The 25,537-nt window shown below is 38.0% G+C and carries 23 protein-coding genes; 11 read left to right on the top strand and 12 right to left on the bottom strand.

Features of this window, described 5'->3' with window-relative positions:
* Positions 1 to 282 precede the first annotated feature (282 nt).
* Both FLEMA_RS0105100 and rbfA read right to left on the bottom strand, forming a co-directional pair.
* Positions 283 to 1,497 (bottom strand): ABC transporter permease, encoded by a 1,215-nt coding sequence (locus FLEMA_RS0105100; protein WP_026994528.1) that lies wholly within the window; start codon positions 1,495 to 1,497, stop codon positions 283 to 285.
* A 255-nt stretch (positions 1,498 to 1,752) separates the two neighbouring features.
* Complete coding sequence (gene rbfA / locus FLEMA_RS0105105; protein ID WP_026994529.1) at positions 1,753 to 2,133, bottom strand: 30S ribosome-binding factor RbfA; 381 nt, start codon at positions 2,131 to 2,133, stop codon at positions 1,753 to 1,755.
* Between the two features lie 337 nt (positions 2,134 to 2,470).
* Here rbfA and FLEMA_RS0105110 point away from each other — a divergent pair, with 337 nt between their 5' ends.
* Entirely contained in the window at positions 2,471 to 3,784 is a 1,314-nt protein-coding gene (locus FLEMA_RS0105110) for a DUF6427 family protein (protein ID WP_310587202.1), read from the top strand.
* A 44-nt stretch (positions 3,785 to 3,828) separates the two neighbouring features.
* Here the strand turns inward: FLEMA_RS0105110 and rpiB are convergent, their stop codons facing one another.
* Positions 3,829 to 4,263, bottom strand: coding sequence for a ribose 5-phosphate isomerase B (gene rpiB / locus FLEMA_RS0105115; protein WP_026994531.1), 435 nt, complete (start codon positions 4,261 to 4,263; stop codon positions 3,829 to 3,831).
* 134 nt (positions 4,264 to 4,397) lie between these two features.
* On the opposite strand from rpiB, the gene FLEMA_RS0105120 reads away from it, so the two are divergent.
* On the top strand, positions 4,398 to 5,129 hold the full coding sequence (locus FLEMA_RS0105120; protein ID WP_026994532.1) for an LOG family protein: 732 nt from the start codon (positions 4,398 to 4,400) through the stop codon (positions 5,127 to 5,129).
* 66 nt (positions 5,130 to 5,195) lie between these two features.
* On the opposite strand, the gene FLEMA_RS0105125 is transcribed toward FLEMA_RS0105120, so the two are convergent.
* Both FLEMA_RS0105125 and FLEMA_RS0105130 read right to left on the bottom strand, forming a co-directional pair.
* A complete protein-coding gene (locus FLEMA_RS0105125) occupies positions 5,196 to 6,881 on the bottom strand; it encodes a DNA polymerase/3'-5' exonuclease PolX (protein WP_026994533.1) in 1,686 nt (561 codons plus the stop codon).
* Between the two features lie 296 nt (positions 6,882 to 7,177).
* The gene (locus tag FLEMA_RS0105130; RefSeq protein WP_026994534.1) at positions 7,178 to 8,326 is read right to left on the bottom strand and encodes an FAD-dependent oxidoreductase; all 1,149 of its coding nucleotides are present in this window, start codon (positions 8,324 to 8,326) and stop codon (positions 7,178 to 7,180) included.
* Between the two features lie 225 nt (positions 8,327 to 8,551).
* Here FLEMA_RS0105130 and FLEMA_RS0105135 point away from each other — a divergent pair, with 225 nt between their 5' ends.
* Complete coding sequence (locus FLEMA_RS0105135) at positions 8,552 to 9,061, top strand: RidA family protein (protein ID WP_026994535.1); 510 nt, start codon at positions 8,552 to 8,554, stop codon at positions 9,059 to 9,061.
* Here the strand turns inward: FLEMA_RS0105135 and FLEMA_RS0105140 are convergent.
* Entirely contained in the window at positions 9,058 to 9,513 is a 456-nt protein-coding gene (locus FLEMA_RS0105140) for a hypothetical protein (RefSeq protein WP_026994536.1), read from the bottom strand. The genes FLEMA_RS0105135 and FLEMA_RS0105140 overlap by 4 nt on opposite strands.
* A 106-nt stretch (positions 9,514 to 9,619) precedes the next feature.
* Positions 9,620 to 10,120, bottom strand: coding sequence for a DUF4494 domain-containing protein (locus tag FLEMA_RS0105145; protein ID WP_026994537.1), 501 nt, complete (start codon positions 10,118 to 10,120; stop codon positions 9,620 to 9,622).
* A 236-nt stretch (positions 10,121 to 10,356) separates the two neighbouring features.
* Here FLEMA_RS0105145 and FLEMA_RS0105150 point away from each other — a divergent pair, with 236 nt between their 5' ends.
* Positions 10,357 to 11,583: a serine hydrolase domain-containing protein gene (locus tag FLEMA_RS0105150; RefSeq protein WP_026994538.1), complete on the top strand. Its 1,227-nt coding sequence runs from the start codon at positions 10,357 to 10,359 to the stop codon at positions 11,581 to 11,583.
* A gap of 98 nt (positions 11,584 to 11,681) precedes the next feature.
* On the opposite strand, the gene FLEMA_RS0105155 is transcribed toward FLEMA_RS0105150, so the two are convergent.
* Positions 11,682 to 12,197, bottom strand: coding sequence for a methylated-DNA--[protein]-cysteine S-methyltransferase (locus tag FLEMA_RS0105155; RefSeq protein WP_044170835.1), 516 nt, complete (start codon positions 12,195 to 12,197; stop codon positions 11,682 to 11,684).
* Positions 12,198 to 12,511: 314 nt separating this feature from the next.
* Between FLEMA_RS0105155 and FLEMA_RS0105160 the strand changes: the two genes are divergently transcribed.
* On the top strand, positions 12,512 to 13,942 hold the full coding sequence (locus FLEMA_RS0105160; RefSeq protein ID WP_026994540.1) for a circularly permuted type 2 ATP-grasp protein: 1,431 nt from the start codon (positions 12,512 to 12,514) through the stop codon (positions 13,940 to 13,942).
* A 139-nt stretch (positions 13,943 to 14,081) separates the two neighbouring features.
* On the opposite strand, the gene FLEMA_RS0105165 is transcribed toward FLEMA_RS0105160, so the two are convergent.
* From FLEMA_RS0105165 to asnS, 3 genes are all read right to left on the bottom strand, one after another.
* Positions 14,082 to 14,453: a diacylglycerol kinase family protein gene (locus FLEMA_RS0105165; RefSeq protein ID WP_044170838.1), complete on the bottom strand. Its 372-nt coding sequence runs from the start codon at positions 14,451 to 14,453 to the stop codon at positions 14,082 to 14,084.
* Between the two features lie 529 nt (positions 14,454 to 14,982).
* Entirely contained in the window at positions 14,983 to 15,453 is a 471-nt protein-coding gene (locus tag FLEMA_RS0105175; protein WP_026994542.1) for a nuclear transport factor 2 family protein, read from the bottom strand.
* Between the two features lie 222 nt (positions 15,454 to 15,675).
* Entirely contained in the window at positions 15,676 to 17,106 is a 1,431-nt protein-coding gene (asnS, locus tag FLEMA_RS0105180; RefSeq protein ID WP_026994543.1) for an asparagine--tRNA ligase, read from the bottom strand.
* 372 nt (positions 17,107 to 17,478) lie between these two features.
* Between asnS and rpoN the strand changes: the two genes are divergently transcribed.
* From rpoN to FLEMA_RS0105195, 3 genes are all read left to right on the top strand, one after another.
* Positions 17,479 to 18,948 carry an RNA polymerase factor sigma-54 gene (gene rpoN, locus FLEMA_RS0105185; protein ID WP_026994544.1) on the top strand — a complete coding sequence of 490 codons (1,470 nt, stop codon included), beginning with the start codon at positions 17,479 to 17,481 and terminating at the stop codon, positions 18,946 to 18,948.
* A gap of 174 nt (positions 18,949 to 19,122) precedes the next feature.
* Positions 19,123 to 19,722: a hypothetical protein gene (locus FLEMA_RS67575; RefSeq protein WP_044170841.1), complete on the top strand. Its 600-nt coding sequence runs from the start codon at positions 19,123 to 19,125 to the stop codon at positions 19,720 to 19,722.
* A 235-nt stretch (positions 19,723 to 19,957) separates the two neighbouring features.
* On the top strand, positions 19,958 to 20,737 hold the full coding sequence (locus FLEMA_RS0105195) for an enoyl-CoA hydratase/isomerase family protein (RefSeq protein ID WP_026994545.1): 780 nt from the start codon (positions 19,958 to 19,960) through the stop codon (positions 20,735 to 20,737).
* A gap of 520 nt (positions 20,738 to 21,257) precedes the next feature.
* Here the strand turns inward: FLEMA_RS0105195 and FLEMA_RS0105200 are convergent.
* A complete protein-coding gene (locus tag FLEMA_RS0105200) occupies positions 21,258 to 22,640 on the bottom strand; it encodes a Gfo/Idh/MocA family protein (protein WP_026994546.1) in 1,383 nt (460 codons plus the stop codon).
* 218 nt (positions 22,641 to 22,858) lie between these two features.
* Here FLEMA_RS0105200 and FLEMA_RS0105205 point away from each other — a divergent pair, with 218 nt between their 5' ends.
* The 3 genes from FLEMA_RS0105205 (at position 22,859) to cdaA (ending at position 25,537) form a co-directional block, all read left to right on the top strand.
* On the top strand, positions 22,859 to 23,881 hold the full coding sequence (locus FLEMA_RS0105205; protein ID WP_026994547.1) for an SPASM domain-containing protein: 1,023 nt from the start codon (positions 22,859 to 22,861) through the stop codon (positions 23,879 to 23,881).
* 136 nt (positions 23,882 to 24,017) lie between these two features.
* Positions 24,018 to 24,692: a peptidoglycan DD-metalloendopeptidase family protein gene (locus FLEMA_RS0105210; protein ID WP_044170844.1), complete on the top strand. Its 675-nt coding sequence runs from the start codon at positions 24,018 to 24,020 to the stop codon at positions 24,690 to 24,692.
* A 62-nt stretch (positions 24,693 to 24,754) separates the two neighbouring features.
* Complete coding sequence (gene cdaA, locus FLEMA_RS0105215) at positions 24,755 to 25,537, top strand: diadenylate cyclase CdaA (RefSeq protein ID WP_026994549.1); 783 nt, start codon at positions 24,755 to 24,757, stop codon at positions 25,535 to 25,537.

A 25,537-nucleotide genomic window follows, 5' to 3' on the forward strand; every position in this document is an offset into this window, starting at 1 on the left:
GTTTTTCTGAAATGGCACTTGATTAAATATTTAGGTAATATTAAAAAACTCACTATTAGGGTTTGTTGAGATTTATAAGGTCGTCAAGAGAACAGGCTTATCAATTGCTCAAATGATAGAAAAATAGTAACTATTCATGCAAAAGGCGTTCGAAAAACTAATTTCGAACGCCTTTTGTATGTTAAATGTTAGGGTAACGCATCTTTAGCCACAAAGCATCTTCCAAAATAATCACCATTCACTAAATTTGAGATGACTCATGTTTGCAGTACTAGTCGTTAATTACTGTTTTTCGACAGCTCGTTGTGCTGGAAAATATGACGCACATAAAGTCATAAAAATAACAACAACAGCCGTAAAGAAAAAGTCGGATGGGTGCATTTTGATAGGGTAAGCGTCTACCAATGAACCAATAATCCCCATTGAAATAAAGCCATAGATTTGTTGTAACCAACAAATCAAAAAACCTAGAATCAAGCCCGTAAATGCTCCACTAAGAGCTACAATAGCTCCTTCATATAGAAAAATCTTCTTGATTGCTCCAGTGGCAGCTCCCATGGCTATCAGCGTTTTTACATCAGGTTTTTTCTCGATAGCCAACATCGACAACGAGAAGAATATATTAAAGCTTGCTATACCGATAATGAACGACAAGGTTAGAAATACAAATAGCTTTTCAATTTTGATAGCTCTGAGTAAGCTCGCGTGTTGTTCGTCCTGATTTTGTACCAAAAAACCTTTTCCAAGTATCTCTTTGAGTTGCTCTTGTACAGATGCAATTTGTGTAGGATTTTTGACTTGGATTTCCAACGAAGTACGTTTATTACCATATTCAAATAGCTCTTGGGCAAACTCTAATGGTACAAAAGCGTAGTTGTTGTCGTAGTCTTGTTCAATAGCAAAAATTCCTGAAGGCAATACATTGAGGCGATTGAAAGCGTCGGTAGAATGAAAATCAAGGGTTTTGGAATGTGTATTGCGTGGATACCACGCTTCGATAGGAACAAAGAATGCATCGAGGTCGATTCCTAAGGTAAAGGCTATGCCTGAGCCAACAATGGCATAGTTGAGTCCTGTGCCTCCAAGCTTTGGCACACCATCAATCAAGCTTTTTTTTAGGCGTTCTTGTTTCAAGAAATTCTCATCGACCCCCTTGAGGGTTACTACCATCTGAGCATCTTTGTACCTAAGCAAGGCGCTTTCCTGAATAACCTGCGTAATGCTGGTAATACCTTCTATTTTTTGTAGTTTCTGTAGAAAAGCTTCGTTACAAGCAAAGTTTTTCCCTTTTACCGCACTTACTTTTAGTTCGGCATCAAAACTTTTGAATAGCCCTTTCTGAAACTCCTCTAAACCATTAAATACTGATAATACAATCACCAAGGCCATAGTTCCGATACAAACGCCTAGCATTGAAATAAAAGAGATAAGGGAAATAAAAGAAGTTTTTTTTCGGGCGAAAAAATATCTTTTGGCAATAAAGAAAGGCAAATTCATGATAAAAGAGTCATTGAGCTAATAGTGAACTAGAGGGTCTATTTAGTAGTTGTACTGAGTTTCGAGAATAAATGCTTGATTTTTAGGTAGTCATCTAATCTTAATATATTTACTCAGGAGAGTATTGGGCATACCCATAATCGTAATGGTATTCAATCAATAATGCTATAAGCTACCTTTAGTATTCCAGCGTTCGAGCAACCTCCTTGGAGGTATTCTTAATCCAATAATTTAGAATACCTCCAAGGAAAATCACTAATCTTCGATTTCTTCACCCTCTTTCAAAGGCGGAATATCTAATTGTGAAATAAGTACATCCATTTTGGCGGCATATTCGGCGGTATCGTCTACGTAAAATTCCAATTCAGGAACGATACGTGCTTGATGGCGAATTTTATGTCCCAAAATCCCCCTAATTTGTTTGGTTTTTACTCGTACATCATGAAGCAACCCCTCTTTATCGTTGGTGAGCATAAAGCTAAGATAAATACGTGCAATGGCTAAGTCAGGTGAAATTTTTACATCTGTAATAGTTATAAAAGCACTCCCGAAGGTACTACGCATATCTTTTTGAAAAATCTCGCTTAAATCTTTTTGAATGAGTCGAGCAAATTTTTGTTGTCTTTTCGAATCCATTTCCGCTGGTCGTTATCTGTTTTTCATAAAAAGCGAGTCATCTTTGACAAGGCTGTTTATGATTGTTTCTCTAATAATAATGCAAATTTCGGGAATTTAATTCGATTAAGCGTAATTTCGTGTCAAATACCTTACGGATATTGACCGAAACAGCCTCGGCGAGTATTATCGGGAGGTATAATGATACTTATTTTTTCTGATTGCTTTGTATCTTTAGGGTTTTATCCCTGCTAATGACTAAAAAGGAGTTCAAATGTTAAGTTTTTTTAGAGTTAATGCCCTATATCAAATTTTCAGTTTGCTTATAATTCTGATAATCTGTAGAATACCAAGCTATATGTTTGGGTTACCAAACTTGATTCCAGAACTGCAATGGATGTTGGTAGGCGAGCAAATCAACAAAGGCTTTGTGATTTATTCAGATATTTGGGATAATACCGCTCCTTTATCGGCAATGGTATACGCTGGCATAGATAGTGTCGTGGGGCGTTCACAATCGAGCTATCAGGCCTTGGCGTTGTTGGTAGCAGCCTTTCAGGTAATATATTTTAATGTTATTATCAACAATCGTGATATTTTCCCCAAACGAACCTATTTGCCAGGCTTATTATATGCTATTTTCTTGAATATTTCCTTTGATTGCTGTACACTTTCGCCAGTACTAATGGGAACTACTTTTGTATTATTGGCATTTGGTACAATCGTCAAGCAAATTAATCGCCTCGAAGCCACCGATGAAGTATTTGAAATTGGCTTTTTAATAGGAATAGCGACACTCTTTTACCCACCAGCGTGTGTATTTATTATTTGGGCAATAGCCTCTTTATTGTTTTTTAGTGGAGCTACACTTCGCCAACATTCTTTGGCTATTTTCGGATTTTTGTTTCCTTTATTTCTAACAGGTCTTTTCTTTTATTTGGATGGTACATACGACGATTTTTCTCGAAACTTTATTTCTTCGGTACTTCAAATTAGACAGTATAACCTCAATGATTTTAGAACATTATTAGTAACCTTATTTTTGCCTTTTACTTTTGGTGTTTTGGGTTTTTTGCGGTTGGTTAATGCAACGGGTTTTGTCAACTTTCAATTACGTTGCCAGCAAGTAATGATGCTTTGGGCCTTGGCGGGCGTATTGTCGGTAGGTTTGATGCCCTTTTTGGCACCCATGCAGTTTATTATATTTGTACCAGCATTGGCTTTTTTTGCTGTTAACTTTTTTAATAGCTTCAAAAAAGGCTGGCTTGCCGAGCTTACTTTTATGGTTTCGTTGGGCATAATGGCCTATTTGTATTATCAAGGTGCGTATGGTGGCGACGAGTCGTTTGCAAAGCTAAATAGCCTGAAACTAAAACGAAAAGAAGATTTGCAGATAAAAAATAAAAAGGTGTTGGTATTGGGCAATGGTATGGAAGAATACCTCGATAATTATGCCGCTACGCCGTATTTGAACTGGAATTTGGCCAAATACGAACTAGAACACCTCGATAATTATGATAATGTAATTAGTATTTTACGCAATTTTGAAAAAGATACTCCCGAGGTGATTATCGACAAAGTCAATCTTGTTCCCAAGCTTTTTAAGCGTATTCCAGCGTTGGCAAGGCGTTATACCGAGCAGTCGAAAGGTGTTTATGTAAGAATTTCTTAGTGAAAAAGGCTATCGAAAACCAGATTTTCGATAGCCTTTTTAGATTAACAAGGAATCTTGTTGACACGCAATTGGTGTCGTCCTCCTTCAAATTCTGTAGTCAAAAATGTATTTACAATCTCGATGGCTTCTTCCAAGCTGACAAATCTTGCAGGAACACAAACCACATTGGCATCGTTGTGAAGGCGTACCAAAGTAGCAACTTCGGTATTCCATGCCAAACCTGCACGTACACCTTGGTGTTTGTTGGCTGTAATAGCAACGCCATTGGCACTACCGCACAGCAATACTCCTAAGTCAAATTCTTTATTTTCTACAGCCAAGGCAACAGGGTGTGCAAAGTCTGGGTAGTCGCAAGAGGCATTACTATATGGACCAAAGTCTTTTACATCATAACCTGCTGATGATAAATACTTTATGATTTCGGCTTTGTATTCAAAACCTGCGTGGTCACCTCCGATGGCAATTTTTTTGGACATTTTTGTAAAAAAAACAGTGAATGTGTAACAAAAAATAAATTTTTTACGTTTAGCTTTTTTGGTGCTTACTTACAAAGGTACAGACCAAATACAATAATCACATTATTTTGCAACGATAAAAACCAGAAAAAGCTATGACAGAAAGAGAAACTGAGAAGCTGTTGAACGAAGAAGAGAAAATTAAAAGAGCTTTTGTAGACCATACTTGGGCTGAAGTACGTTCGGAGGAATCGTGGAGAGTATTCAAAATTATGTCGGAGTTTGTGGAGGGTATCGACAAGATGGCCAAAATTGGCCCATGTGTTTCGATATTCGGGTCGGCTCGTACCAAGCCCGATAACCCTTATTATCAAATGGCCGAAGAAATTGCTGCCAAATTGGTACGTCACGGATACGGTGTGATTACTGGCGGTGGGCCGGGTATTATGGAAGCTGGTAACAAAGGAGCAAAACTACAAGGTGGTAAATCTGTAGGCTTAAATATCGAGCTACCTTTTGAGCAGCATCCTAACCCGTATATAGATAGCGATAAAAGTATCAATTTTGATTTCTTTTTTGTACGAAAAGTAATGTTTGTAAAATACTCGCAAGGCTTTATTATTATGCCTGGGGGCTTTGGTACACTAGACGAAATGTTTGAATCATTGACATTGATTCAGACTCATAAAATAGGCCGTTTTCCTGTTGTATTGGTTGGTAAAGAATACTGGGGGGGCTTGCTCGACTGGATAAAAACGACGATGGTGAACTCGGGAAATATCAAGCCCGACGACCTCGATTTGTTGTCGTTGGTAGACAACCCAACCGACGCAGTACGGGTTATTGATGATTTTTATGCCAAATATCTTTTGAAACCAAATTTCTAAGATAGGTTTGAAAAGTAAAAGAGAAAACAAAAATCCCCAAGTATTTATACACTTGGGGATTTTTGTTTATTTTCTTTTTTCTAAAAAAGCCTCTATTTCGGTTAGGCTTAGGGCGTTGAAGGTCATATTGGTTGTAAGCCCACCTTTTCGGGCATTGGCTACTCCGTAGTGCATATCAAAATAACCTTCTTTTTCATGTGCATCGGGATTGATAGATAGCATCACATTTTTTTCTAAGGCATACTGAATCCATCGCCAATCTAAATCCAAGCGATAAGGGCTTGCATTGATTTCAATTACTACGCCGTTGGCAGCACAAGCATCTATCATTTTGCGGTGGTCGACAGGGTAGCCAGCTCTTGATAAAAGTAGCCGCCCCGTCGGGTGTCCTAATATTGTAGTATAGGGATTTTCGATAGCCTTTAATAAGCGAGACATGGCTTTTTCTTCGGTCATTTTTAGGTTTTGATGTATCGATGCTACAATATAATCAAAGCTTTTCAGTATATCGTCGCTGTAGTCTAGCGAGCCATCCCCCAAAATATCCGACTCAATTCCTTTCAGGATTTTAAAAGGCTTGGGGTTAGTAGAAGCAAACAATACATTTAGTTTGTCTATTTCTGCATGTTGCTCCCAAACACGTTCTTCCGAAAGTCCACGTGCATAAGAGGCTGTTTTGGAGTGGTCGGCTATGCCAAGGTATTCAAAGCCTAATTCCTGACAATAATGAGCCATTTCCGACAGAGTATTCTTGCCGTCGGAATAGGTAGAGTGATTATGCAAAATACCTTTGAGGGCATCCCATGTAACCAAATCGCTATTGCTATGTTGCTGAACCCATTCAAACTCAAAAGTACCTTCACGCATTTCGGGAATAATATAAGGGATATTTACTTGAGCATAAATGGCTTCTTCCGATTCAAACGAGCGTTGTTGTACCTCTTTGTACAGATGGTGCTGTGCCAAATGCTGTGGCGAAGCACTATAAACAAAACACTGATTGATGAATTTTTCGGGGCTACAAATGAGTATTTCGAGGGGAATTTGTTTACCTTCTAAAGTACCTCGCCAAACAAAAGGAGATGAGTTTTTCTCGTTTTGGTGCAATTGTTCATGAGTATTTAGGGCTTGCTGGACTTCCCAAGGGCTATGATGCCCAACTACTAGTTGAATCGTATGAATAACCTCGTTTTTGCGTCGTACATCGCCTACGATAGCAGTTTGTGGAAACTGAGGTTCTAGCAAATCTAGTAGAAATTCGGCTATTTCTTCACCTTTTTCCATGCGTAATTTACCCGAATTAGCTTGGTTGTACAAAATAGACTGTTTGATACTTTCCTGAATTTTGTCGCCAAAACCTTTCAACTTGGCAACTTCGCCATTTTCGCAAGCTAACAACAATTCGCGGGTATCGGTAATACCTAGTTCTGTCCAGATACTACGAATTTTTTTAGGGCCAATACCTTTAATTTGAAACATTTCCAGAATTCCCTCTGGCGTTTTGGTCAAAAGCTCTTGAAATTCCTGTAAATTTCCTGTAGTTCTTATTTCTTCTATTTTGTTGGCAGTACTTTTGCCTACGCCCGAAATAGCTGCAATTGCTGCTACCGAAAGTTGAAGTAAATCTTCGGTGGTTTTGTCTAAAGAACGAACTGCAAAATTGAGATTTTTAATTTTAAATTCATTCTCGTCATGAAGTTCAAGCAACTTGGCCGTGAGCTCTAGTATATCGATAATATCTTGATTGGTCATGCTGATTTTTGTTATATATACAACCTGAATCGACAATATGAGCCATAAAAAGTCATGTTTTATGGATATAGGGCAAGATTCAGCAGGCAAATTTCAGCAATTTGCATCAGCTTTACACAATATTGGAGCGATAATAATTTTGGCAATGCACCTAGTAAGGTCCAGCCACCCAATAAAATTGTGACTGGACCTTATCTTAACATTTTATCAATGAGGCGGTGTTTAAGATAAGATAAATTAGGCAGTTTTATAAATTTTAAGTTGGCAAGTTACTAAATTCCTTGCAGGAATTTGTATTAACCTTTCATCGAATTCATTAAATCTTGCAATATATGCACAACTTTTTCGGTTTGTTCACGGCTAGGAGTGGTATCCCAGTTTCCTAATATTCCGTTGCCCCCTAAGTAAATACCATCTTTGCGGGCAATCAAGTTTGCTCCTTTGGTATTAAGCTTGTAGGTTACTTCGGGCTGAGGTATCAAGCACGAAAGTTGCCCCGAAACAGGCATTAGTTCGTCGTCTTTAAAAATAGCTTTAGTACCTAAACCCATACAATTCATGACCACTTTTTCGGGGAGGGCATCTATATCTTCAAGTTTTTTGATTTCAAGAACTTTGATTTTACCGCCATACATGACAAAATCTTGGGTTTGATGACGAATATAAGAAGGTATATTGAACATCATATTGGCTCGTCGTGTTACAACTTTAGCTTTGAAAGGATGCTCTTTGGCTGTTAATGTCACTTTTTCGGGCAATAGCGGTAGCTCGTATGCTTCACCTCCTGCCATAAAATTGGCTGGAGCTTGTGGTAGTTCGTTGTAGACATTATATTCATCTACCCATGCAACAATATCATTGAGGCCTAATAAAAATTGAAATTGTTTAAATGAAAATAAGGTAGCTTTTTCCCAAAGTGCCTTAAAGTCGGAGCCAACTTTGCTGGGGTCACATACCCGTGAGGCAGGCGACCACGTACCTGTAGCCAAGCTCGATGTAATATTGGGAGGTAAATCTTTGGTATAAATAGTAACCTCGCAGCCTTTTTCTTGGAGCAATCGAGCCGTAGCAATGCCAATAGCACCACAACCCAATACCGCAATTTTTTTCTCGCCTGTAGCAAGAGCTTTTTCACGAGTAATACTGGCTGTACCCCACGATAGCGACCAGCCACTACCGCCATGACCATAATTATGAATAATGGTTTTGTTGCCAAGCATTTCTGTATCCAAACGTGGCCCCGAGGCTCGGAAGGGCCGTAATCCTACGGTTTCTTTCACAATCCGATCCATGGAAAGCTTGAGTTTGGGAAGTTGGTTTACCCCCGAATTAATATGGAAGTGCTTGTCGGAATAACTTGGAAGAGATGAAGTACAGGCATTTAAACCCGCAATGGTAGCCAAACCACCCAAACTGGTGGCTTCAAGAAAATTACGTCTATTCATTGTATCGGTTATCTTTAGTTTGATAAAATGAATTTAGCGATATTTGAAATAAAATACTGTAAAATAGCTATAATTGTGTTTTAATATTTTGTATAAATAAATATTGTTTATATAAAATATTGATAGATTAAAATTTTGCAGAATTTACTTAAATAGCCAATGGGTGTTTTTGCTTATTTGGCTGATTCTAGCAGTTTATTTTATTTAATCAACAATCAGAAAAACATGAAGAAAATTACTTTTTTAGGAATGTTTCTTGTAGCATTTTGTAGCCAGCTGGTTTATTCTCAACAGCTCGAAACAAATGCTCCTAATGGCCTTACTTTTTATGGTACTGCCAGTTCGCCTATTTCGTCGGGAGCGGTTGTACCTGCTGGGAAAAAGTACTTTTGGAGTAGCGGTATTACCTGTGGTGTAGCCGACAGTACCGCCAAAGAAGGTACTTACCAAAGGTATGGCAATACCAAAGTACAAGCCGAAAGTATTTTGAAAAACCTGTTGAGTACCCTCAAAAAACAAGGCTTGAGTTTTAAAGATGTACTTTTTATGCGAGTGTATTTGGCTCCTGATAAATTTATGGGTAAAACCGACTATCAGGGGTGGTTTGATGCCTATGGACAATACTTTGGCACAAAAGAAAACCCTATCAAGCCTTGTCGCTCAACCTTGGGAATAGCAGGCCTCGTTACAGCCGAGAAATTTGTGGAAATAGAGATTGTAGCGGTATATCCTTAGTCTAACACAACTTGTCGATAAACGGTAGTATTTCCTTCTAAAGCAGTGGCAAAGTCTATCATTTTGGTAAAAATACTCCGATAATCTTTGCTTGACCCTAGGCTATAATCAATTCTAAAATGAGCATTGCCTATGCTTCGGTTATAGGCATAAAGGCCACTAATAAATACTTGCTGATTTTCTATGCGGATATTCAGGAAATAAGAGAAAGATGCTTTGGGGGTAATATAACTGGTGGTAGTAATAGTTTGAAAATCTTTGTTGACATTGTCGATAAAGAATCCTTTTTCAATAAGAGTTTTCCCTATTTTCTGGTAAAGTTCTTCATCGGAAAGAGAAGTTGTTACAACAATTTGGTTGCATTTAGGAAATGGATATTTCTTTTCATTGGCTTGTCCGTATGTAAAGGCTTTGAAAAGTACAAAGAATAGGATAATGGCGAAGTTTTTCATAAGTATTATTTTGATATAGATAGCCCTACAACGAAAATGTCGAGATGAATATTTTCTTGAAAAGAAGGTATTCATCTCGACATACTTTGCTATTGCTACTATTGTATTATTGTTGAGCGGCTTCTTGTTCAGCCAAAACCTCTGCTACAGGGCGGAAATTCCCTGTTTTGAGTAACTCATTTTCAGGCTCGTAAGGACAAACCTCCAAGATAGTTGTAATATTAATATCAGTAATTTGGTAGTCGTTGAGGCTGCCCAAATTCTTTTTTAGCAATGCGTAAACTTCGCCTGGGTCGTTGGCATTAATCAGCATAATATGAGCTGTTTTCTTTTCTTTTTGCGATTTTTCGTCAAAAGAAATGTACTGTACTTTTGCCTTGAACCATGTTTCAGCACCATTTTCTTCAAAAAACACTTCACTTAACTTCATTTTGGTTAAGTTCGTTATCTGAAATTCGGGCGTATTACTTGCCACAATTTCAAAAACTCTTGCCTCTGCGTCGGTGTATGATACTGCATCAATCAAATAAGATTCGTTGATGGTTTTTAATGAGCCAGCTTCGTCTTCGCGTTGAAAACGAATTTTAGCTAAATACCAAGTTGCCATATTGTATGCTGTTGTTTTTCTATTGATTTTGGTTTACAAAGCTATCAAGACTTTGTAAGAAAACCATACTCTGTTTGTAGCAAGTTTTGAGGGTATCATAAAGCCGTATTATTATTATGCTCAAAATCAAAGAACTAATGGTTGGCTTATCTGCTTTTTTTGCGTAATGATATATTATAAAGACCGTATTTTGGCATAAGTATGATATATTTGGGTTTACTATTCATCGACTTTCTATGAAAAAACAATTATTACTATTAGGCTTTGTATTGTTGGGTTTTGCAATATGGGCTCAGAAAAAAACAACTTTAGCCAAATCTGTTGCCTATTTTCCAGAGGCACATCATTGGGAAATCAAAGCTCCAGAAACCTTAGGTTTGAAGCCCGACAAAATTCGGGATGCTATTGCTTTTGCTCAGTCGCACGAAATCAAGAATCCTCGCAATATGGAGGTAAATCATTACCAAACTTTTGGCAAAGAGCCTTATGGTATTGGTATAGGGCCTTTTGCCGAGCGTGGTGAACCGACAGGCTTAATTATTTATAAAGGCTATGTGGTTGCATCGTGGGGCGAGCCGCTTCGTTGCGATATGACACATAGTGTTACCAAAAGCTTTTTATCTACGGTGGTTGGGTTGGCAGTTGACAATGGCCTAATAAAAAATGTTAATGATACGGTGTACCATTATGTACCACCTATTGAACTATATGGAAGTGCGGTAGCACGCCCAGCCGAAGACTACGGCAAGCCTGAATTGATACGACCATTTGATACACCCCACAACCGTACAATTACGTGGGAGCATCTTTTGCGTCAAACAAGCGACTGGGAAGGTACACTTTGGGGAAAACCCGAATGGGCCGATCGCCCAAGTGCCAACCCTGCCGAATGGACAACTCGTTCACGCAATACTCCTGGAAGTGTCTACGAATACAACGATGTTCGGGTTAATGCTTTGGCCTTGGCTGCTACAAGCGTTTGGCGACAGCCATTGCCTCAGGTACTAAAAAAATGGGTGATGGACCCTATCGGAGCATCGAATACTTGGCGATGGACTGGGTATCGTAACTCTTGGATTGTATTGGATGGGCAAGCTGTACAATCGGTAAGTGGTGGTGGGCACTGGGGTGGAGGTATGTTTATTAATGCCTATGACATGGCTCGATTTGGCTTGTTGTCGCTCCATAAAGGACGTTGGAAAGACCAACAAATACTTTCTGAAAAATGGGTAAGTCAGGCTCTGACGCCAACTACCGCCGAGCCAACTTATGGATATATGAATTGGTTTTTGAATACCAATCAAAAACTATTGCCTAGTGCCTCAAGTAACGTTTTTTATCATTTGGGCAATGGTACAAATATGGTGTACGTCGACCCCGACCACGATTTGGTAATGGTAGTGCGTTGGCTAGATAACAAGTCGTTGGATGGAATGGTAAAAGCTGTATTAGATGCTTTTTAAACGAATCAACTTATTTTTATTAACAGGTAAGATAACTTGCCTGTTAATAAAAATAAAGTATGGTTTTTGTATAAAGTATTGATAATGAGTGTTTTGTTTTAAAACAAACTCATTTGGTAATTTCCCAAGATTTTGGCTTCGTGGTCGAGCAACCATTTTTTTCGCCACAAATCACCTCCATAGCCCACCAAGCTACCATTTGAGCCAATCACACGATGACAAGGAACTACAATAGTAAACTGATTATTGCCATTGGTAGTGCCTACAGCCCTAATCGCCTTTTCGTTACCAATACGTTTGGAAAGGTCTAAATATGAAATCGTTTTGCCATAAGGAATATTCAGTAGTTCGGCCCATACTTTTTTTTGGAAGTCTGTTCCTTCATGAACAAATACCAAATCAAAAACTTTTCTTGTTCCATCAAAATACTCATTGAGTTGATCAATACAAGCTATCATAACTGGCGAAAGCTCTTGGGTAGCCTGATTTTGTGGGCTAGGTCTTTTTTGAGTATCTACAAATAAAATGGATGTTAGAAAATCGGAAGTAGCCGATATTTCTAAAGCACCTAAAGGGGTTTGTATATAGGTAGTAAATATAGTAGGGGTTTCCATAATGGACAAATCGTAAATTTTAATGAAAATTGAGCAATAAAGATAGGCAATAGGCCTGTAGGTTGAACATTTATTGTTTATTTTCATGTAGGTTTGTATATGACAATACCGAAAAATAGGAGACGGTAGCCTGAAAAATAAATGAGTATAATTACTTATTTTTTTTGGGAATCTTTTTTATTTATAATAGACCATTTAAAAAGTTATATAATTTGCTCAAATCCAAAATATTGTTTGGTGATTCAATTTTGAAACAAAATAAAATTTTATTAAATTAGGTTTTACGTTCTGAACAAAACACTAAAAGATTGCCTATGAACTTTAGCTTCAACAATTACGATACCGAAGGATTTTATGATGAAATGTTTGACCCAGAAGGCAATGTTCGTATGGGTTACGAAGCTTTCAAAGAGCGTGTCGAACAATTAGGGGTAGATGAATTTGTTCGTCGACATCAGGCCGCAGAGCGAGCTTTGATGGCTATGGGTATTACTTTCAATGTATATTCTGAGAACGAAGGTACAGAGCGAATTATGCCTGTTGATATTATTCCGAGAGTGGTGTCGGCCGATGATTGGAACAAAACCGAAAGGGGATTGGTACAACGTATTACGGCTTTGAATCTATTTTTGGATGATATTTATAACGACCAAAAAATTCTGAAAGATGGAATTGTTCCACGAGAGCTGATTGAATCATCGAAAAACTTTCTCAAACCTTGTATTGGTCTGAAACCACCCAAAGGTATTTGGATTCATATTACAGGTACAGACTTGATTCGTGGTGATGATGGGGAATTTATGGTGTTAGAAGATAACCTTCGTTGTCCATCAGGGGTGAGTTATATGCTCGAAAACCGTGAGCTACTAAAACGTACATTCCCTGAAGTGGTGGGCAAAACACGTATTCAGCCTATTTCAGATTATCCAACTCGTTTGCTGCAAATGTTGCAGTATATTACCGACCGTCCTAACCCTACGGTTTGTGTGCTTACCCCAGGGATTTATAATTCGGCTTATTTCGAGCATTCATATTTGGCTCAACAAATGGGCGTAGAGCTTGTAGATACCCGCGATTTGGTGGTTCATGATGGTTATGTAAAAATGCGTACTACCAAAGGCTTTCAGGTAGTTGATGTAATTTATCGTCGTATCGATGATACATTCTTAGACCCCCAAACATTCAATCCGCATTCTTTGATTGGTATTCCGGGCTTGATGGATGTGTACAAAGCGGGTCGTGTGGCATTGGCCAATGCCCCTGGTACGGGTGTTGCCGACGATAAAGTAATTTATGCGTATGTACCTCGTATTATTAAATATTATCTAGGCGAAGACCCTATTATTCCAAACGTACAGACTTATATCTGTGGCGAAGACGATGATTGTAAATATGTGCTAGAAAATATTGAAAAATTGGTGGTAAAAGAAGCCAATGAAGCTGGTGGATATGGGATGTTGATTGGCCCAAAATCAACCAAAGAAGAACAGGAGATTTTCAAAAAACGTATTAAAGAAAACCCTCGTAATTATATTGCTCAGCCAACGATTTCGTTGTCGAGAGTGCCATGTTTGATAGATGACCACGCAGAAGGTCGTCACGTAGATTTACGTCCTTATATTCTTTATGGCAATGGCGTACAGGTAATTCCGGGTGGATTAACCCGTGTTGCATTGAGAAAAGGTTCGTTGGTAGTCAACTCGTCGCAAGGTGGTGGCTCAAAAGACACTTGGGTATTATATTAAGTGCTTGAATCTGTTGGTTTTGAGGATATCAACTAACAATCAGCTAACAGCAATAAAAAAGACAACGTATTGATATTTTAACAAAATTTTAGGAGTTAATAAAACGGAGTAAGATTTTTCCTACTCCGTTTTTTGTTTGTCATAAACCTAGTATCCAATCAATAATTTTGGGAAGGAAGATAATAATATGACAAATCATAGAAGCCATAGCGGTTATCCAAACCGAGCCAGCAGCAATATCTTTTGCTTTTTTGGCCAAAGGATGAAACTCTGGCGAAGCCAAATCTACAATAGCCTCAATGGCAGAGTTAAATCCTTCAGAGGCAATAGCCAATCCATTGCCTAATATCACAAAAAGCCATTCGGTGGTATCTATTTCAAAAAAACAACCAAACAAGATTCCAAAGCCAAATATGAGTAAGTGTATCCGAAAGTTATTTTCTTTTAGCAACATTCCTATGCCCTGAAAGGCATAGCCGAGACTTTTAAAAAATTTGGGAAATTGGATCATGATATTTTGTAATGAAAGGTTATTCAACTACGAAATTACGTTTAGTCGTTTCGTATGCAGTAGGAAATTCATTAATAGGGTTAACCAAACTCTATTGCCTTTATTCTTATTGATATTGCTTCTCTTCGCCAGTCTTTTACATAATTTATCCCTAGATTATCTATCATATCAATTTGTTCTTGACGCAAATCATTTGGGTATTGGCACAAAAAATATATTTTTTATGGTCGTATGCGACTAAACGGTATAGGGCATATCCTTCTCGGTTTGGTTTTAGCATATCATTTACCTTCACTTTTTTGCGATTGATTTTCCTATCAACCATAAATAAATTATCCCAGAGCCATCCTTTTTCTGTTTTTAAGCCTCCATCAAAATGCTCTAATTCGCTAAAGTAGATGGTAAATCAATAGAATATCTGCCTTCTTGAGTCCAATGTTGTTTGTCCAAGTTAAATATTGTGGATTGATGATATAATTATTTGCATGTCTATCACCTTGATAAAATCACTTATCTCCATTATGCAATATTATTTTCCACAATCTTTTCTACGAGTATCGGCTATAGCAATGATTTTCCAACCATTGTCAGTTTTGTAAAATTGAAAAGCATCTACACCACAATGACTAAACTTACCGTCGGCATAGAATTCGTAGGGAGTCCACGCAGTAGCAAGATTGCCATCAATACGAATCTCATAGCTAAGTACACGCTCTTCGATAGCCCTATTGGCTGGAATTGAGCCTATTTGTTTAACAAATCCATCAATACTATCTTCGGTTTCCAACGCTATTTTCTGGGTCTTCCTATTGAATCCTACCGACTGCATACGGGCACTTGGGTGAAATGCTGTACGCACCATCGTAGAGTCGTGTTGTTTCATACCCGTAAATAGCTGGTCGATAACGGCTTTGACAGCTTGTTCTTCAGCCGATTGTTGAGCTTGGGCCATTGGCAAAAACAGGATGCCAATAAAAAGAGAAAGAAAGATTTTTTTCATGGTTGAATAATGATAGAAATAGTATAAGTACAATCGTGTACAATAGAGGCAATTTAATAAAAGTTTTGTAAAAAAGAACAGAAAAAAGAATGGCTTGTCACAATACAAAACAGGTAGTGTATTGTTGGTATTATCCAACAAAATACACTACCTGTTTTGTATCTAGGGGATTCATTCAGCTCAATCAAATATCAAACAAACCCCAGAGCCTAATGAATAATTTTAGAATTCAGCACTTTTTGGTGTACGAGGGAAAGGAATTACGTCACGGATATTGGTCATACCTGTTACAAACATCACCAAACGCTCGAAACCGATACCAAAGCCAGCATGTGGTGCCGACCCAAATTGACGAGTTTCTAGATACCACCAAATAGTATCTTCGTGGATACCTACATCTTTGGTACGTTGTAATAATTTTTCGTAATCATCCTCACGTTGTGAACCACCAATGATTTCACCAATACCAGGGAACAACACGTCCATAGCACGAACTGTCTTACCATCATCATCTAACTTCATATAAAACGCCTTGATGTCTTTTGGATAGTTGGTCAAAATCACAGGTTTTTTGAAGTGTTTTTCCACCAAATAACGCTCATGTTCCGACTGCAAATCGATCCCCCATTCTACAGGATATTGGAATTTTCCTTCTTTATGACGCTTTGAACTTAATAGAATCTGAATAGCCTCGGTATATGTCAATTTGACATAGTCGTTATCAATCACAAACTTTAATTTTTCGATAAGAGAAAGCTCAGAGCGTTCGTCTTGTTTTTTGTTTTTCTCTTCCTCTTTCAATCTATTTTCCAAGAAAACAAGGTCATCGTAGCAGTTTTCCAAAGCATATTTGATAATATATTTGGTAAAATCTTCAGCTAATGCCATATTATCTTCCAATTCAAAGAACGCTACTTCTGGCTCAATCATCCAGAATTCGGCCAAGTGGCGGGTGGTGTTAGAGTTTTCAGCACGGAAAGTAGGGCCAAAAGTATATACTTTTGACAAGGCCAAAGCACCTAATTCGCCTTCCAATTGTCCTGATACCGTTAAGTTGGTTTCACGGCCAAAGAAATCCTCTTTGTAGTTGATAGAACCATCTTCATTCAATGGTGGATTTTTGGGGTCGAGGGTTGATACTCTAAACATTTCGCCTGCTCCTTCGGCATCCGAACCTGTAATAATAGGTGTGTGCAAATAGAAGAAACCGTTATCGTTGAAGTACTTATGAATGGCAAAAGCCAAACTATGACGTACACGGAAAATCGCAGAGAAAGTATTGGTACGAGGACGCAAATGACCGATTTCTCTTAAAAATTCTAAAGAGTGTTTTTTAGGTTGAAGAGGGTATTTTTCAGGGTCGGCAGTACCATATACCAAAGCCGAAGATAGCTGAATTTCAACCTTTTGTCCTGAACCTTGCGATTCGATAAGTGTACCTGTAATAGCGACGCATGACCCCGTTGTGATAAGCTTTAAAGTATCTTCACTCAACACGCCTGCTTCTGCTACAGCTTGAATATTATGAATGACAGAACCATCATTGATATTAATAAACGTTACGTTTTTAGATTCACGTTTGGTTCTTACCCAACCTTTTACCGTAATTGTCGAGCCAATGGCTGCTTCTGCTAAGATTTGTTTGATTTGCATTGCTTATTTCACAAAATATATTTTATATAAATCCAACCTACAATTTTTCATCGTAAGTATATTGAATGCTACGTAGTTGTAATTTCTAGCGTTACTCTTCAAAATTACTTACAATTCTTACAATAACCGAATAGATGTGACTTTTTCCTGATAGACAAGTATTAATAAAGAAATACTTGTTTTTGTTAAATTGTTGTTAAACAGTTATTTATGTAAAATGATTATTCTTGTTTGTAATTTTGTAATTAAACTATTATTTTTAGGCATAACTTTTGGCAAGGTTATTGCTAATGGGACTAAAGAGGCGTTCAACGCAAATCTTGTACCACACTTTGTTAATAATACTACTAATCCTTACTACAAAAGAAAAATATGCAAAAGCTATCCCTAAATCAAGCACTTCAGCAACGGCTTTCGCCGCAACAGATACAGTTTATAAAACTATTACAGATACCTACGTTTGAACTTGCCGCTCGAATTGAAGAAGAGTTAGAAATCAATCCTGCCCTTGAAGAAGGTATGGATCTGGATAATGATATTCAAGAACAAAAAGATGAATTTGACGACGATTATGATGAATATTCAGATGATGAATTTGCAGATTATAACGACCACGATATAGATATTGACAATTACCTCCACGATGATTATAGTGGTTATAAAATGCAAGGCGATGGCTCTGGAGGTGATGAGGACGATAAGGAAATGCCTATAATGATGGTTGATAGCCTAACCGACCATTTGACTACTCAGTTGAGTTTTCTGCGTTTGGGCGAAACCAAAGAAGCTATTGGTAATCAACTTATTGGCTCAATTGAGTCGGATGGGTATATTAGGCGACCAATGCAGGCTATTGTCAATGATTTGGCTTTTACACAAGGTATATACACTACAGTGGAGGAGGTTGAGGAGGTACTAAAGTCGGTACAGACTTTTGACCCTGCGGGTATTGCTGCAAGAGATTTGAAAGAATGCCTTTTGTTGCAGTTGGATAGAAAAGACGTGTCGGACCCCAGAGTACAAAATGCCATTAGAATTGTAGATGAGTATTTTGATGAATTTTCAAAAAAACATTATGAAAAAATTCAACGTCGTCTCAATATTGATGACGAAACAATGAAGCAAACCATTGCTATTATTACCAAACTTAACCCAAAACCTGGGGCTTCGGATGAAGACGGGGCGATTGTTCAATACCTAATGCCCGACTTTATTTTGGTGAATAATAATGGTAAATTGGAGCTAATGTTAAATTCAAAAAATGCTCCTGAGCTACGAGTTAGCAACTCTTTTCATGAAATGTTGGAAACTTATGATAAGAGCGACAAAAACAATAAAGTTATTAAGGAAACCGTAACTTTTATTAAACAAAAACTGGATTCGGCTAAGTGGTTTATAGATGCAATCAAGCAGCGTCAACAAACTTTGCTAAAAACAATGCAGGCAATCGTAGATTATCAAAGGGAGTTTTTCCTGACAGGCGATGAGTCAAAACTCAAACCGATGATTTTGAAAGATATTGCCAACGAAATCGAAATGGATATTTCGACAGTGTCGAGGGTGGCTAGCAGCAAATCGGTTCAAACTGAGTATGGTTTATATTTGTTAAAATACTTCTTCTCTGAGGGAATTTCTACTGAGTCGGGCGAAGATGCTTCGAGTAGAGAAGTCAAAAATATTTTGAAAGAATTAATAGAAAACGAACCTAAAAAGAGCCCACTTTCCGACGATAAACTTGAAAAATACTTGAACGAAAAAGGTTATAATATTGCCAGACGTACCGTAGCCAAGTACCGTGAACAATTGAATATTCCTGTGGCTAGATTAAGGAAACAACTTTAATTGGCCAAATAGTAAGTGTGAATGATGAATAGTTTTAAATTTGCTATAATGTCAAGGTATTCTAAACAATATCGCTGATTAGGCAAAAGAACTATTTATCATTCACTTTTTTATTTTATTACTTTGAATACACGCCTCGCACAGATTCTCTCGGCATTGTTGCACCCACTAATTATGCCCACTATATTGTATAGCATTATTTTTTATGTAGCTCCCGACGCTATCCATAATTTGGAGTTATTCAATGGTGCAGCCAGAGTAGGACTGATGAGTATTAAGGTGGGTTTATTGTTATTGATTTTTCTTCAAACCTTTGTTGTCCCTGTTATTAGTATTTACTTTGTTTATAGATTGGGCTTTATACAGAGTCTTCAGATGCAAACACTCAAAGATAGGCGTTTGCCGTATTTGATTACGGTGATAATTTATACTTTTGTCACAGCTTTTTATACCAAAAATATTACGCAGTTTCCCGAGGTTGCACTGATAATGAGTAGTATTACCTTTTCGCTTGCTACGGTAGCATTCATCAGTTTATACTGGAAAATATCGGCTCATGCCGTAGGCATTAGCGGAGCTGTCGGAGCGTTGTTAGGAATTGCTATTCGCCTTAAAGATAGCCAGTTATTATTTCCTTTGTTATTGCTCATTATTATAGCAGGTTTTTTAATATCGGCTCGATTGCACCTCAATGCACACACCCCTTCACAAGTATTGGCAGGCGTATTGCTTGGTCTTTTCATTAGTATTATGGTTACTATCTTCTTTTTGTAGATACATGAAGTTTTCTGAATTATAAGCTGTTCAACTTATGATAAACCTGAAATTGATTTGGAGAATAGTAAATAATACAAATCAAAAGGATTAATCTGATATGATTGTATGCTTCGCAGTCGAGGATTTCGGTTGTTTATTTTGTGTACTTACTTAAAGGTATGCTTGCATAATAAATTCCTTTTTCAGAACTTCAACTATCTATTGCATGTAAAACCTTTTTAACGAAAAGAATATGTATCAATTGTTGAAATATGAAGTACAGGAAGGTATTTGTACGATTGTTTTGAATAGGCCAGAAGTTTACAACGCTTTGAGTCCAGCCCTAATTCAAGAAATAACCCAAGCGGTAGAAACCGCCGCTGAATCGCTAGAGGTTCGGGTAATTGTGATTACGGGAGCGGGCGAAAAAGCTTTTTGTTCGGGAGCCGATTTGAAGGCAGGCGTAGGTAATGCCGCCAGTTTGGGCGAGTCGCTTCGCAAAAACTATAATCCTATGATTTTGGCTATCCGCAATGCTCCAAAGCCCGTAATTTGTCGATTAAATGGTATTGCAGCAGGGGCGGGCTGTTCGTTGGCTTTGGCTTGTGACAGTATTATAGCGGCCGAAAATGCGTCGATGTCACAAATATTCGTAAATATTGGGTTAATTATGGATGCAGGTTCGTCGTATTTTTTACCTCGTTTGGTAGGTTCACAAAAGGCTTTTGAATTATGCTCGACAGGGCGTATTGTAGCAGCAGAAGAATGTTTGGCATTGGGTCTGGTAAATCAGGTAGTTACCAACGATGCACTCGATGGTGCAGTACAACAGCTGGCCTTACAATATGCCAAAGCCCCAACCAAAGCAATTGGACTAATCAAGAAGGTGTTGAATCATTCGGGTAATTCGTCGTTGGAACAGATGCTAGAATTAGAAGCGGTGTATCAAGATGAAGCTGCCCAAACCCAAGATTTTATGGAAGGCGTTTCGGCTTTTTTACAGAAAAAACGACCCAATTTTAAAGGTATCTAAAATGAGAAAAGTCGTGGGCAATGCCCACGACTTTTTCTGTAACCCGAACCCATAAAAAAATAATCTATAAAAGATTACTTAGTTAGTATTTATATAACGTAGCGTATAGCTATAGTAATATCTATTAGCAGTGCCTTCGACTTGATAAACGTCGTAAGTCAAGGGAAAATTGTTGTCAGAAAATTAGTCAAAAGGAATACCTTTGGAATGAAATGGGACGACATTAAAGCCTGATAATCAGGTTTTAACAATATGAGGCAATTAGCGTTGGATTAAGTAAGGGTATAATTCGCACTAATTATATCATATCGACATCACATCTGGCGGTATGTTTTGAAGACATTTATAACTATAGCAAGTTGCAATAGTTAATCTTAAAAATCAAATTTTTTGCAAAATAAAATCTCTTTACAAGGCTATTTTTATTGGTAAAACTATTGAGTGGTTAATAACCTGAGCCTCAATTGGTTTTTGTAAAGCATTTTATTAGTAAAATATCTTGATTTTTATGTCCCTAATTTTACCCGATTATCTTCATTTTTTCGGCATCCCAAACAATCGGTTTCTTTTGCTCTACACTCATATTGCAGGCAATTGACGGAGCCGCTGCTCGTAAGCCAAACGAGGCATCCTCTACAACAGTCTTGCCAGCCCTAACAGCCTCAAAAAAACCAATGAAATGGTCAAGGCGATCGTCGTAGCCTTGTGGCGATTTGAAAACAATATCGTCATACCTTTTCCATTCTTTATCCTCTTTTGTATAGGTTGCCTCATATTGTTTTTTGGCTTCTATTTGTTGAGCTTCCGAAAAAGTCATAACAGAGTCATATCCACCAAACTCTGGAGCTTTTGGACGTTTGAAATGTTTGATAGTGAGGTCGTTCCAACGCATTTCTATAACCCCTTCAGTACCTACCAAACGAGTGTACGAGCCACCGCTTCCGCCATCGGCCAAATTTACTCTGGTAAAAAGCTGGAATGAAGGATGCGTTTTTCTTTCTGGATAATACATCATACCTGTTACTAAGTCGTAGGCATCTCGACCATCTTTCCAGTAATTGAGGTCGCCAAGGGCAAAAATTTTGCTAGGGCCAATAGAACTTGTTACAACATGTACGCCCGTAAGAATATGGACAAACAAGTCGCCAGCAACCCCTGTCCCAAAATCTTTGTAATTACGCCATCTGAAAAATTTAAGGGCATCGAAGGGTGTTTTGGGGGCATCGCCAATGTATTTGTCCCAATCTACTGTTTGGGGCGAGGCATCTGTTGGTATGGTATATTGCCAAGCTCCATTGGCACTAGTTCGGTCATTGACGGCTTCGATATAAGTAAGCTCGCCAATAATACCTTGTTCATAATATTTTTTGGCTTCCAACACCGAAACCGCACTAGCACGTTGGCTTCCTACCTGAAAAACTTTGCCCGTTTTCTTTTGGGTATCAATAACGGCCTGCCCTTCGTCGATATGATGCACCATAGGTTTTTCGCAATATACGTGTTTTCCTGCCTTCATAGCATCTATAGAAATTTTATCGTGCCAATGGTCGGTAGTACAAATCAGTACAGCGTCTATATCTTTACGAATCAAGATTTCCCGATAATCTTTGGTTGTAAAAATATTTTTTCCCCATTTTTCTTTGGCTCGTTCTAGGCGACCTGTGTATAAATCGCATACTGCAACGAGCTCGACACCCGGTACTTTTAGGGCTGTATCGGTATCGTAGTGGCCAATAATGCCTGAGCCAATCAGAGCAATTCTGATGGTGTCGTTGGAGGAAATACGAGCTTCTGATTGCAGAATAAAGGTTTTTCCGTAGGCTTCCGAAAGACTAACCCCGCCAACAACCATGGCCGAAGTACCGCTTAGTTTTTTGATAAAATCTCTTCTTGAGTTGCTCATGTTATTAGGTTTGGTATTCACTGTTATTACGTTCTTGTACGATATTTTGAACCTATCTCGAAAATAAGTCAATGCCTCGTACGTTGATTGGGTGACTAATAAACTAAAATACCTGTTTTGAGGGAAAAAGATATGCTAACCTGTGATGATTTCGGAAGAATGAACGGGTGTTTTGACAAATATTGAGTAATTTGCAATGTAATAGGCCAGTGACAGAAATGAATAAGAATATTAGCGACGGAATTAACTTTTTATCAAAACTTACAGCGAAGCGTGTATGGAATGCGGTGAAGGTTGTGAGTAGCTTTTATTCGTCTAAACTTACTGGTAAGCCCAATACTTGGGGATTGCCAATTAGTATTTCTTTTGAACCCACTACGTCCTGTAATTTACGTTGCCCCGAATGCCCTAGTGGGCTTCGGTCGTTTACTCGTCCAACGGGTATGTTGTCCTCAGGACTATTCAAGCAGACCATCGATGAACTATCAGATACCCTGTTGTATCTTATTTTTTATTTTCAAGGCGAACCCTACTTGCATCCACAATTTCTTGAATTAGTTGGTTATGCTTCCCAAAAAGGAATCTATACGGCTACTTCTACCAATGCCCATTATTTGTCGGACGAACAAGCTAAAAAAACAGTTGAGTCGGGTTTAGATAGGTTGATTATCTCAATTGATGGTACAAGCCAAGAGGTGTACCAACAGTATCGGGTAGGAGGAAAACTCAATAAAGTAATAGAAGGAACAAAGCATATCGTAAAGTGGAAAAAAGCCTTGAAGTCGAGTACTCCACACATTATTTTTCAGTTTTTAGTTGTAAAGCCTAATCAGCATCAAATTGAGGAGGTAAAGCTATTGGCCAAAGAGTTGGGTGTGGATGAAGTTGGGCTCAAAACGGCTCAGATTTACGATTATGCAAATGGCTCGGAGTTGATACCTACCATCGATAAATACGCTCGTTATGCTCGTCAAAATGATGGAAGTTATACTATCAAAAACAAGTTGGTAAATCACTGTTGGAAAATGTGGCATTCGTGTGTGATTACTTGGGATGGTTTGGTAGTGCCGTGTTGTTTTGACAAAGATGCTCATTTTCGTTTGGGTGATATGAAAACTCAGTCGTTTACCAAGCTTTGGAATGACCAAGCATACAACGATTTTCGGAAAACCCTTATCAAGTCTCGCTCACAGATTGAAATGTGTAAAAATTGTACAGAAGGTACACAGGTTTGGGCGTAGTATTGATAACGATTGAGTATTCAGGTTGTTGTATGATGGTTTTGAATATTATCAAAAGATAAATTCAAAATAGTTTTGTATAAACACTTAATTGACCTATTTAATTTAATCAACATTTTGAGTCTTTTTGCATATTATGATAATAGAAGAAATATTAAAAAAACAAAAATTTGCCAGTGTTGTTCCTTTTAACTTTCAAACAGATACATTACTTCATCTTGATTTAACCGAAGCCAATACTGATTTACATACAATAGATTTAACCAATACCCAAGTATTTTCTGATTATGTATTTCAGAAAATTAATGAAGCTGGTGCAGTTTGTGCGGTAGGAGGGTATCTCGAAAATCGCTTTATCTATCGTCGAAGCCAACATTTTCAACAATCATTCGAGCCACGTTCTATTCATTTGGGTGTAGATATTTGGGCAAAAGCTGGAACACCCGTATTTGCCCCGCTGGCTGGCAATGTACATAGCTTTGCCAATAACGATACTTTTGGAGACTACGGGCCTACCATTATTGTAGCTCACCGATTGCAAGACTGTACCTTTTATACGCTATACGGACACCTAAGCTTGGAGTCGCTGGAAGGCTTGGAAGAAGGACAGGCTATTGAACAAGGACAACAAATTGCTACTTTTGGCGATTTTCCTATTAATGGCAACTGGCCACCACATTTGCATTTTCAAGTAATAACCGATATGCAAGGGCGAAAAGGCGATTATGCGGGTGTTTGTGAACCCTCGCAACAAGACATTTACGCTAAGCTATGTATCAATGCCAATATTGTTTTGGGTATTGAGTTATAATCAAGACTGTGAATTTTACTTACCTTACCATATTATTTTACCAATAAACATTCTTTAAACAAATGCACATAGGTTTCTTAGATATTGATTTTATAGATTTATTTGATATAGTATTTGTTGCGTTTTTACTTTACCAAATATATAGACTTATTCAGGGGAGTATCGCTAATAAAATATTCTTTGGCTATATCATGATATACGTAGTGTATTTGGTAGCAACTGCCTTGGGTATGGAGTTGCTTTCTGCTATTTTGGGGCAGTTTATGAATGTGGGTGTACTGGCTTTACTGATTATTTTCCAACAAGAAATACGTCGTTTTTTGATGATGCTGGGGCGGTCTACTTCAATTCAGGAAAATGCCTTGCTCAAAAGATTTTATACGCCAAAAATTTCTAAAGAAAATGTCTCGACCTTACAAGCTATTGTAGAAGCTACCAAAGTAATGGCCACTACGCATACTGGAGCATTGATTGTAATAGAAAAGGAAGACGACTTAAAAAAGTTTATTGAATCGGGCGATGAAATAGACTCACAGGTTTCAAAAAGGTTGTTGTTAACTATTTTTCATAAAAATTCTCCATTGCACGACGGTGCTGTTATTATTAAAAATGGCCGTTTGGCGGCTGCACGTTGTATGTTACCAGTTTCGGAAAGTGGTACAATTTCGCCAACATTAGGCTTTAGGCATCGTGCTGCTTTTGGTATGAGCGAACAAACTGATGCTGCCATTATTGTAGTTTCGGAAGAAAAAGGAGAGGTATCCTTTGTTAATCACGGAGGAATTTTTAGAAATATGTCGGTTCGAGACCTCGAAAACAAACTCAGTGATTATTTGTTAAGCTAA

The sequence above is a fragment of the Flectobacillus major DSM 103 genome (genome assembly GCF_000427405.1).
GTDB classification, from domain to species: domain Bacteria; phylum Bacteroidota; class Bacteroidia; order Cytophagales; family Spirosomataceae; genus Flectobacillus; species Flectobacillus major.

Coding starts and splice junctions, on each gene's coding strand:
- FLEMA_RS0105100 (WP_026994528.1), bottom strand. CDS start 1,497: ATGAATTTGCCTTTCTTTATTGCCAAAAGATATTTTTTCGCCCGAAAA.
- rbfA (WP_026994529.1), bottom strand. CDS start 2,133: ATGGATTCGAAAAGACAACAAAAATTTGCTCGACTCATTCAAAAAGAT.
- FLEMA_RS0105110 (WP_310587202.1), top strand. CDS start 2,471: ATGTTTGGGTTACCAAACTTGATTCCAGAACTGCAATGGATGTTGGTA.
- rpiB (WP_026994531.1), bottom strand. CDS start 4,263: ATGTCCAAAAAAATTGCCATCGGAGGTGACCACGCAGGTTTTGAATAC.
- FLEMA_RS0105120 (WP_026994532.1), top strand. CDS start 4,398: ATGACAGAAAGAGAAACTGAGAAGCTGTTGAACGAAGAAGAGAAAATT.
- FLEMA_RS0105125 (WP_026994533.1), bottom strand. CDS start 6,881: ATGACCAATCAAGATATTATCGATATACTAGAGCTCACGGCCAAGTTG.
- FLEMA_RS0105130 (WP_026994534.1), bottom strand. CDS start 8,326: ATGAATAGACGTAATTTTCTTGAAGCCACCAGTTTGGGTGGTTTGGCT.
- FLEMA_RS0105135 (WP_026994535.1), top strand. CDS start 8,552: ATGAAGAAAATTACTTTTTTAGGAATGTTTCTTGTAGCATTTTGTAGC.
- FLEMA_RS0105140 (WP_026994536.1), bottom strand. CDS start 9,513: ATGAAAAACTTCGCCATTATCCTATTCTTTGTACTTTTCAAAGCCTTT.
- FLEMA_RS0105145 (WP_026994537.1), bottom strand. CDS start 10,120: ATGGCAACTTGGTATTTAGCTAAAATTCGTTTTCAACGCGAAGACGAA.
- FLEMA_RS0105150 (WP_026994538.1), top strand. CDS start 10,357: ATGAAAAAACAATTATTACTATTAGGCTTTGTATTGTTGGGTTTTGCA.
- FLEMA_RS0105155 (WP_044170835.1), bottom strand. CDS start 12,197: ATGGAAACCCCTACTATATTTACTACCTATATACAAACCCCTTTAGGT.
- FLEMA_RS0105160 (WP_026994540.1), top strand. CDS start 12,512: ATGAACTTTAGCTTCAACAATTACGATACCGAAGGATTTTATGATGAA.
- FLEMA_RS0105165 (WP_044170838.1), bottom strand. CDS start 14,453: ATGATCCAATTTCCCAAATTTTTTAAAAGTCTCGGCTATGCCTTTCAG.
- FLEMA_RS0105175 (WP_026994542.1), bottom strand. CDS start 15,453: ATGAAAAAAATCTTTCTTTCTCTTTTTATTGGCATCCTGTTTTTGCCA.
- asnS (WP_026994543.1), bottom strand. CDS start 17,106: ATGCAAATCAAACAAATCTTAGCAGAAGCAGCCATTGGCTCGACAATT.
- rpoN (WP_026994544.1), top strand. CDS start 17,479: ATGCAAAAGCTATCCCTAAATCAAGCACTTCAGCAACGGCTTTCGCCG.
- FLEMA_RS67575 (WP_044170841.1), top strand. CDS start 19,123: ATGCCCACTATATTGTATAGCATTATTTTTTATGTAGCTCCCGACGCT.
- FLEMA_RS0105195 (WP_026994545.1), top strand. CDS start 19,958: ATGTATCAATTGTTGAAATATGAAGTACAGGAAGGTATTTGTACGATT.
- FLEMA_RS0105200 (WP_026994546.1), bottom strand. CDS start 22,640: ATGAGCAACTCAAGAAGAGATTTTATCAAAAAACTAAGCGGTACTTCG.
- FLEMA_RS0105205 (WP_026994547.1), top strand. CDS start 22,859: ATGAATAAGAATATTAGCGACGGAATTAACTTTTTATCAAAACTTACA.
- FLEMA_RS0105210 (WP_044170844.1), top strand. CDS start 24,018: ATGATAATAGAAGAAATATTAAAAAAACAAAAATTTGCCAGTGTTGTT.
- cdaA (WP_026994549.1), top strand. CDS start 24,755: ATGCACATAGGTTTCTTAGATATTGATTTTATAGATTTATTTGATATA.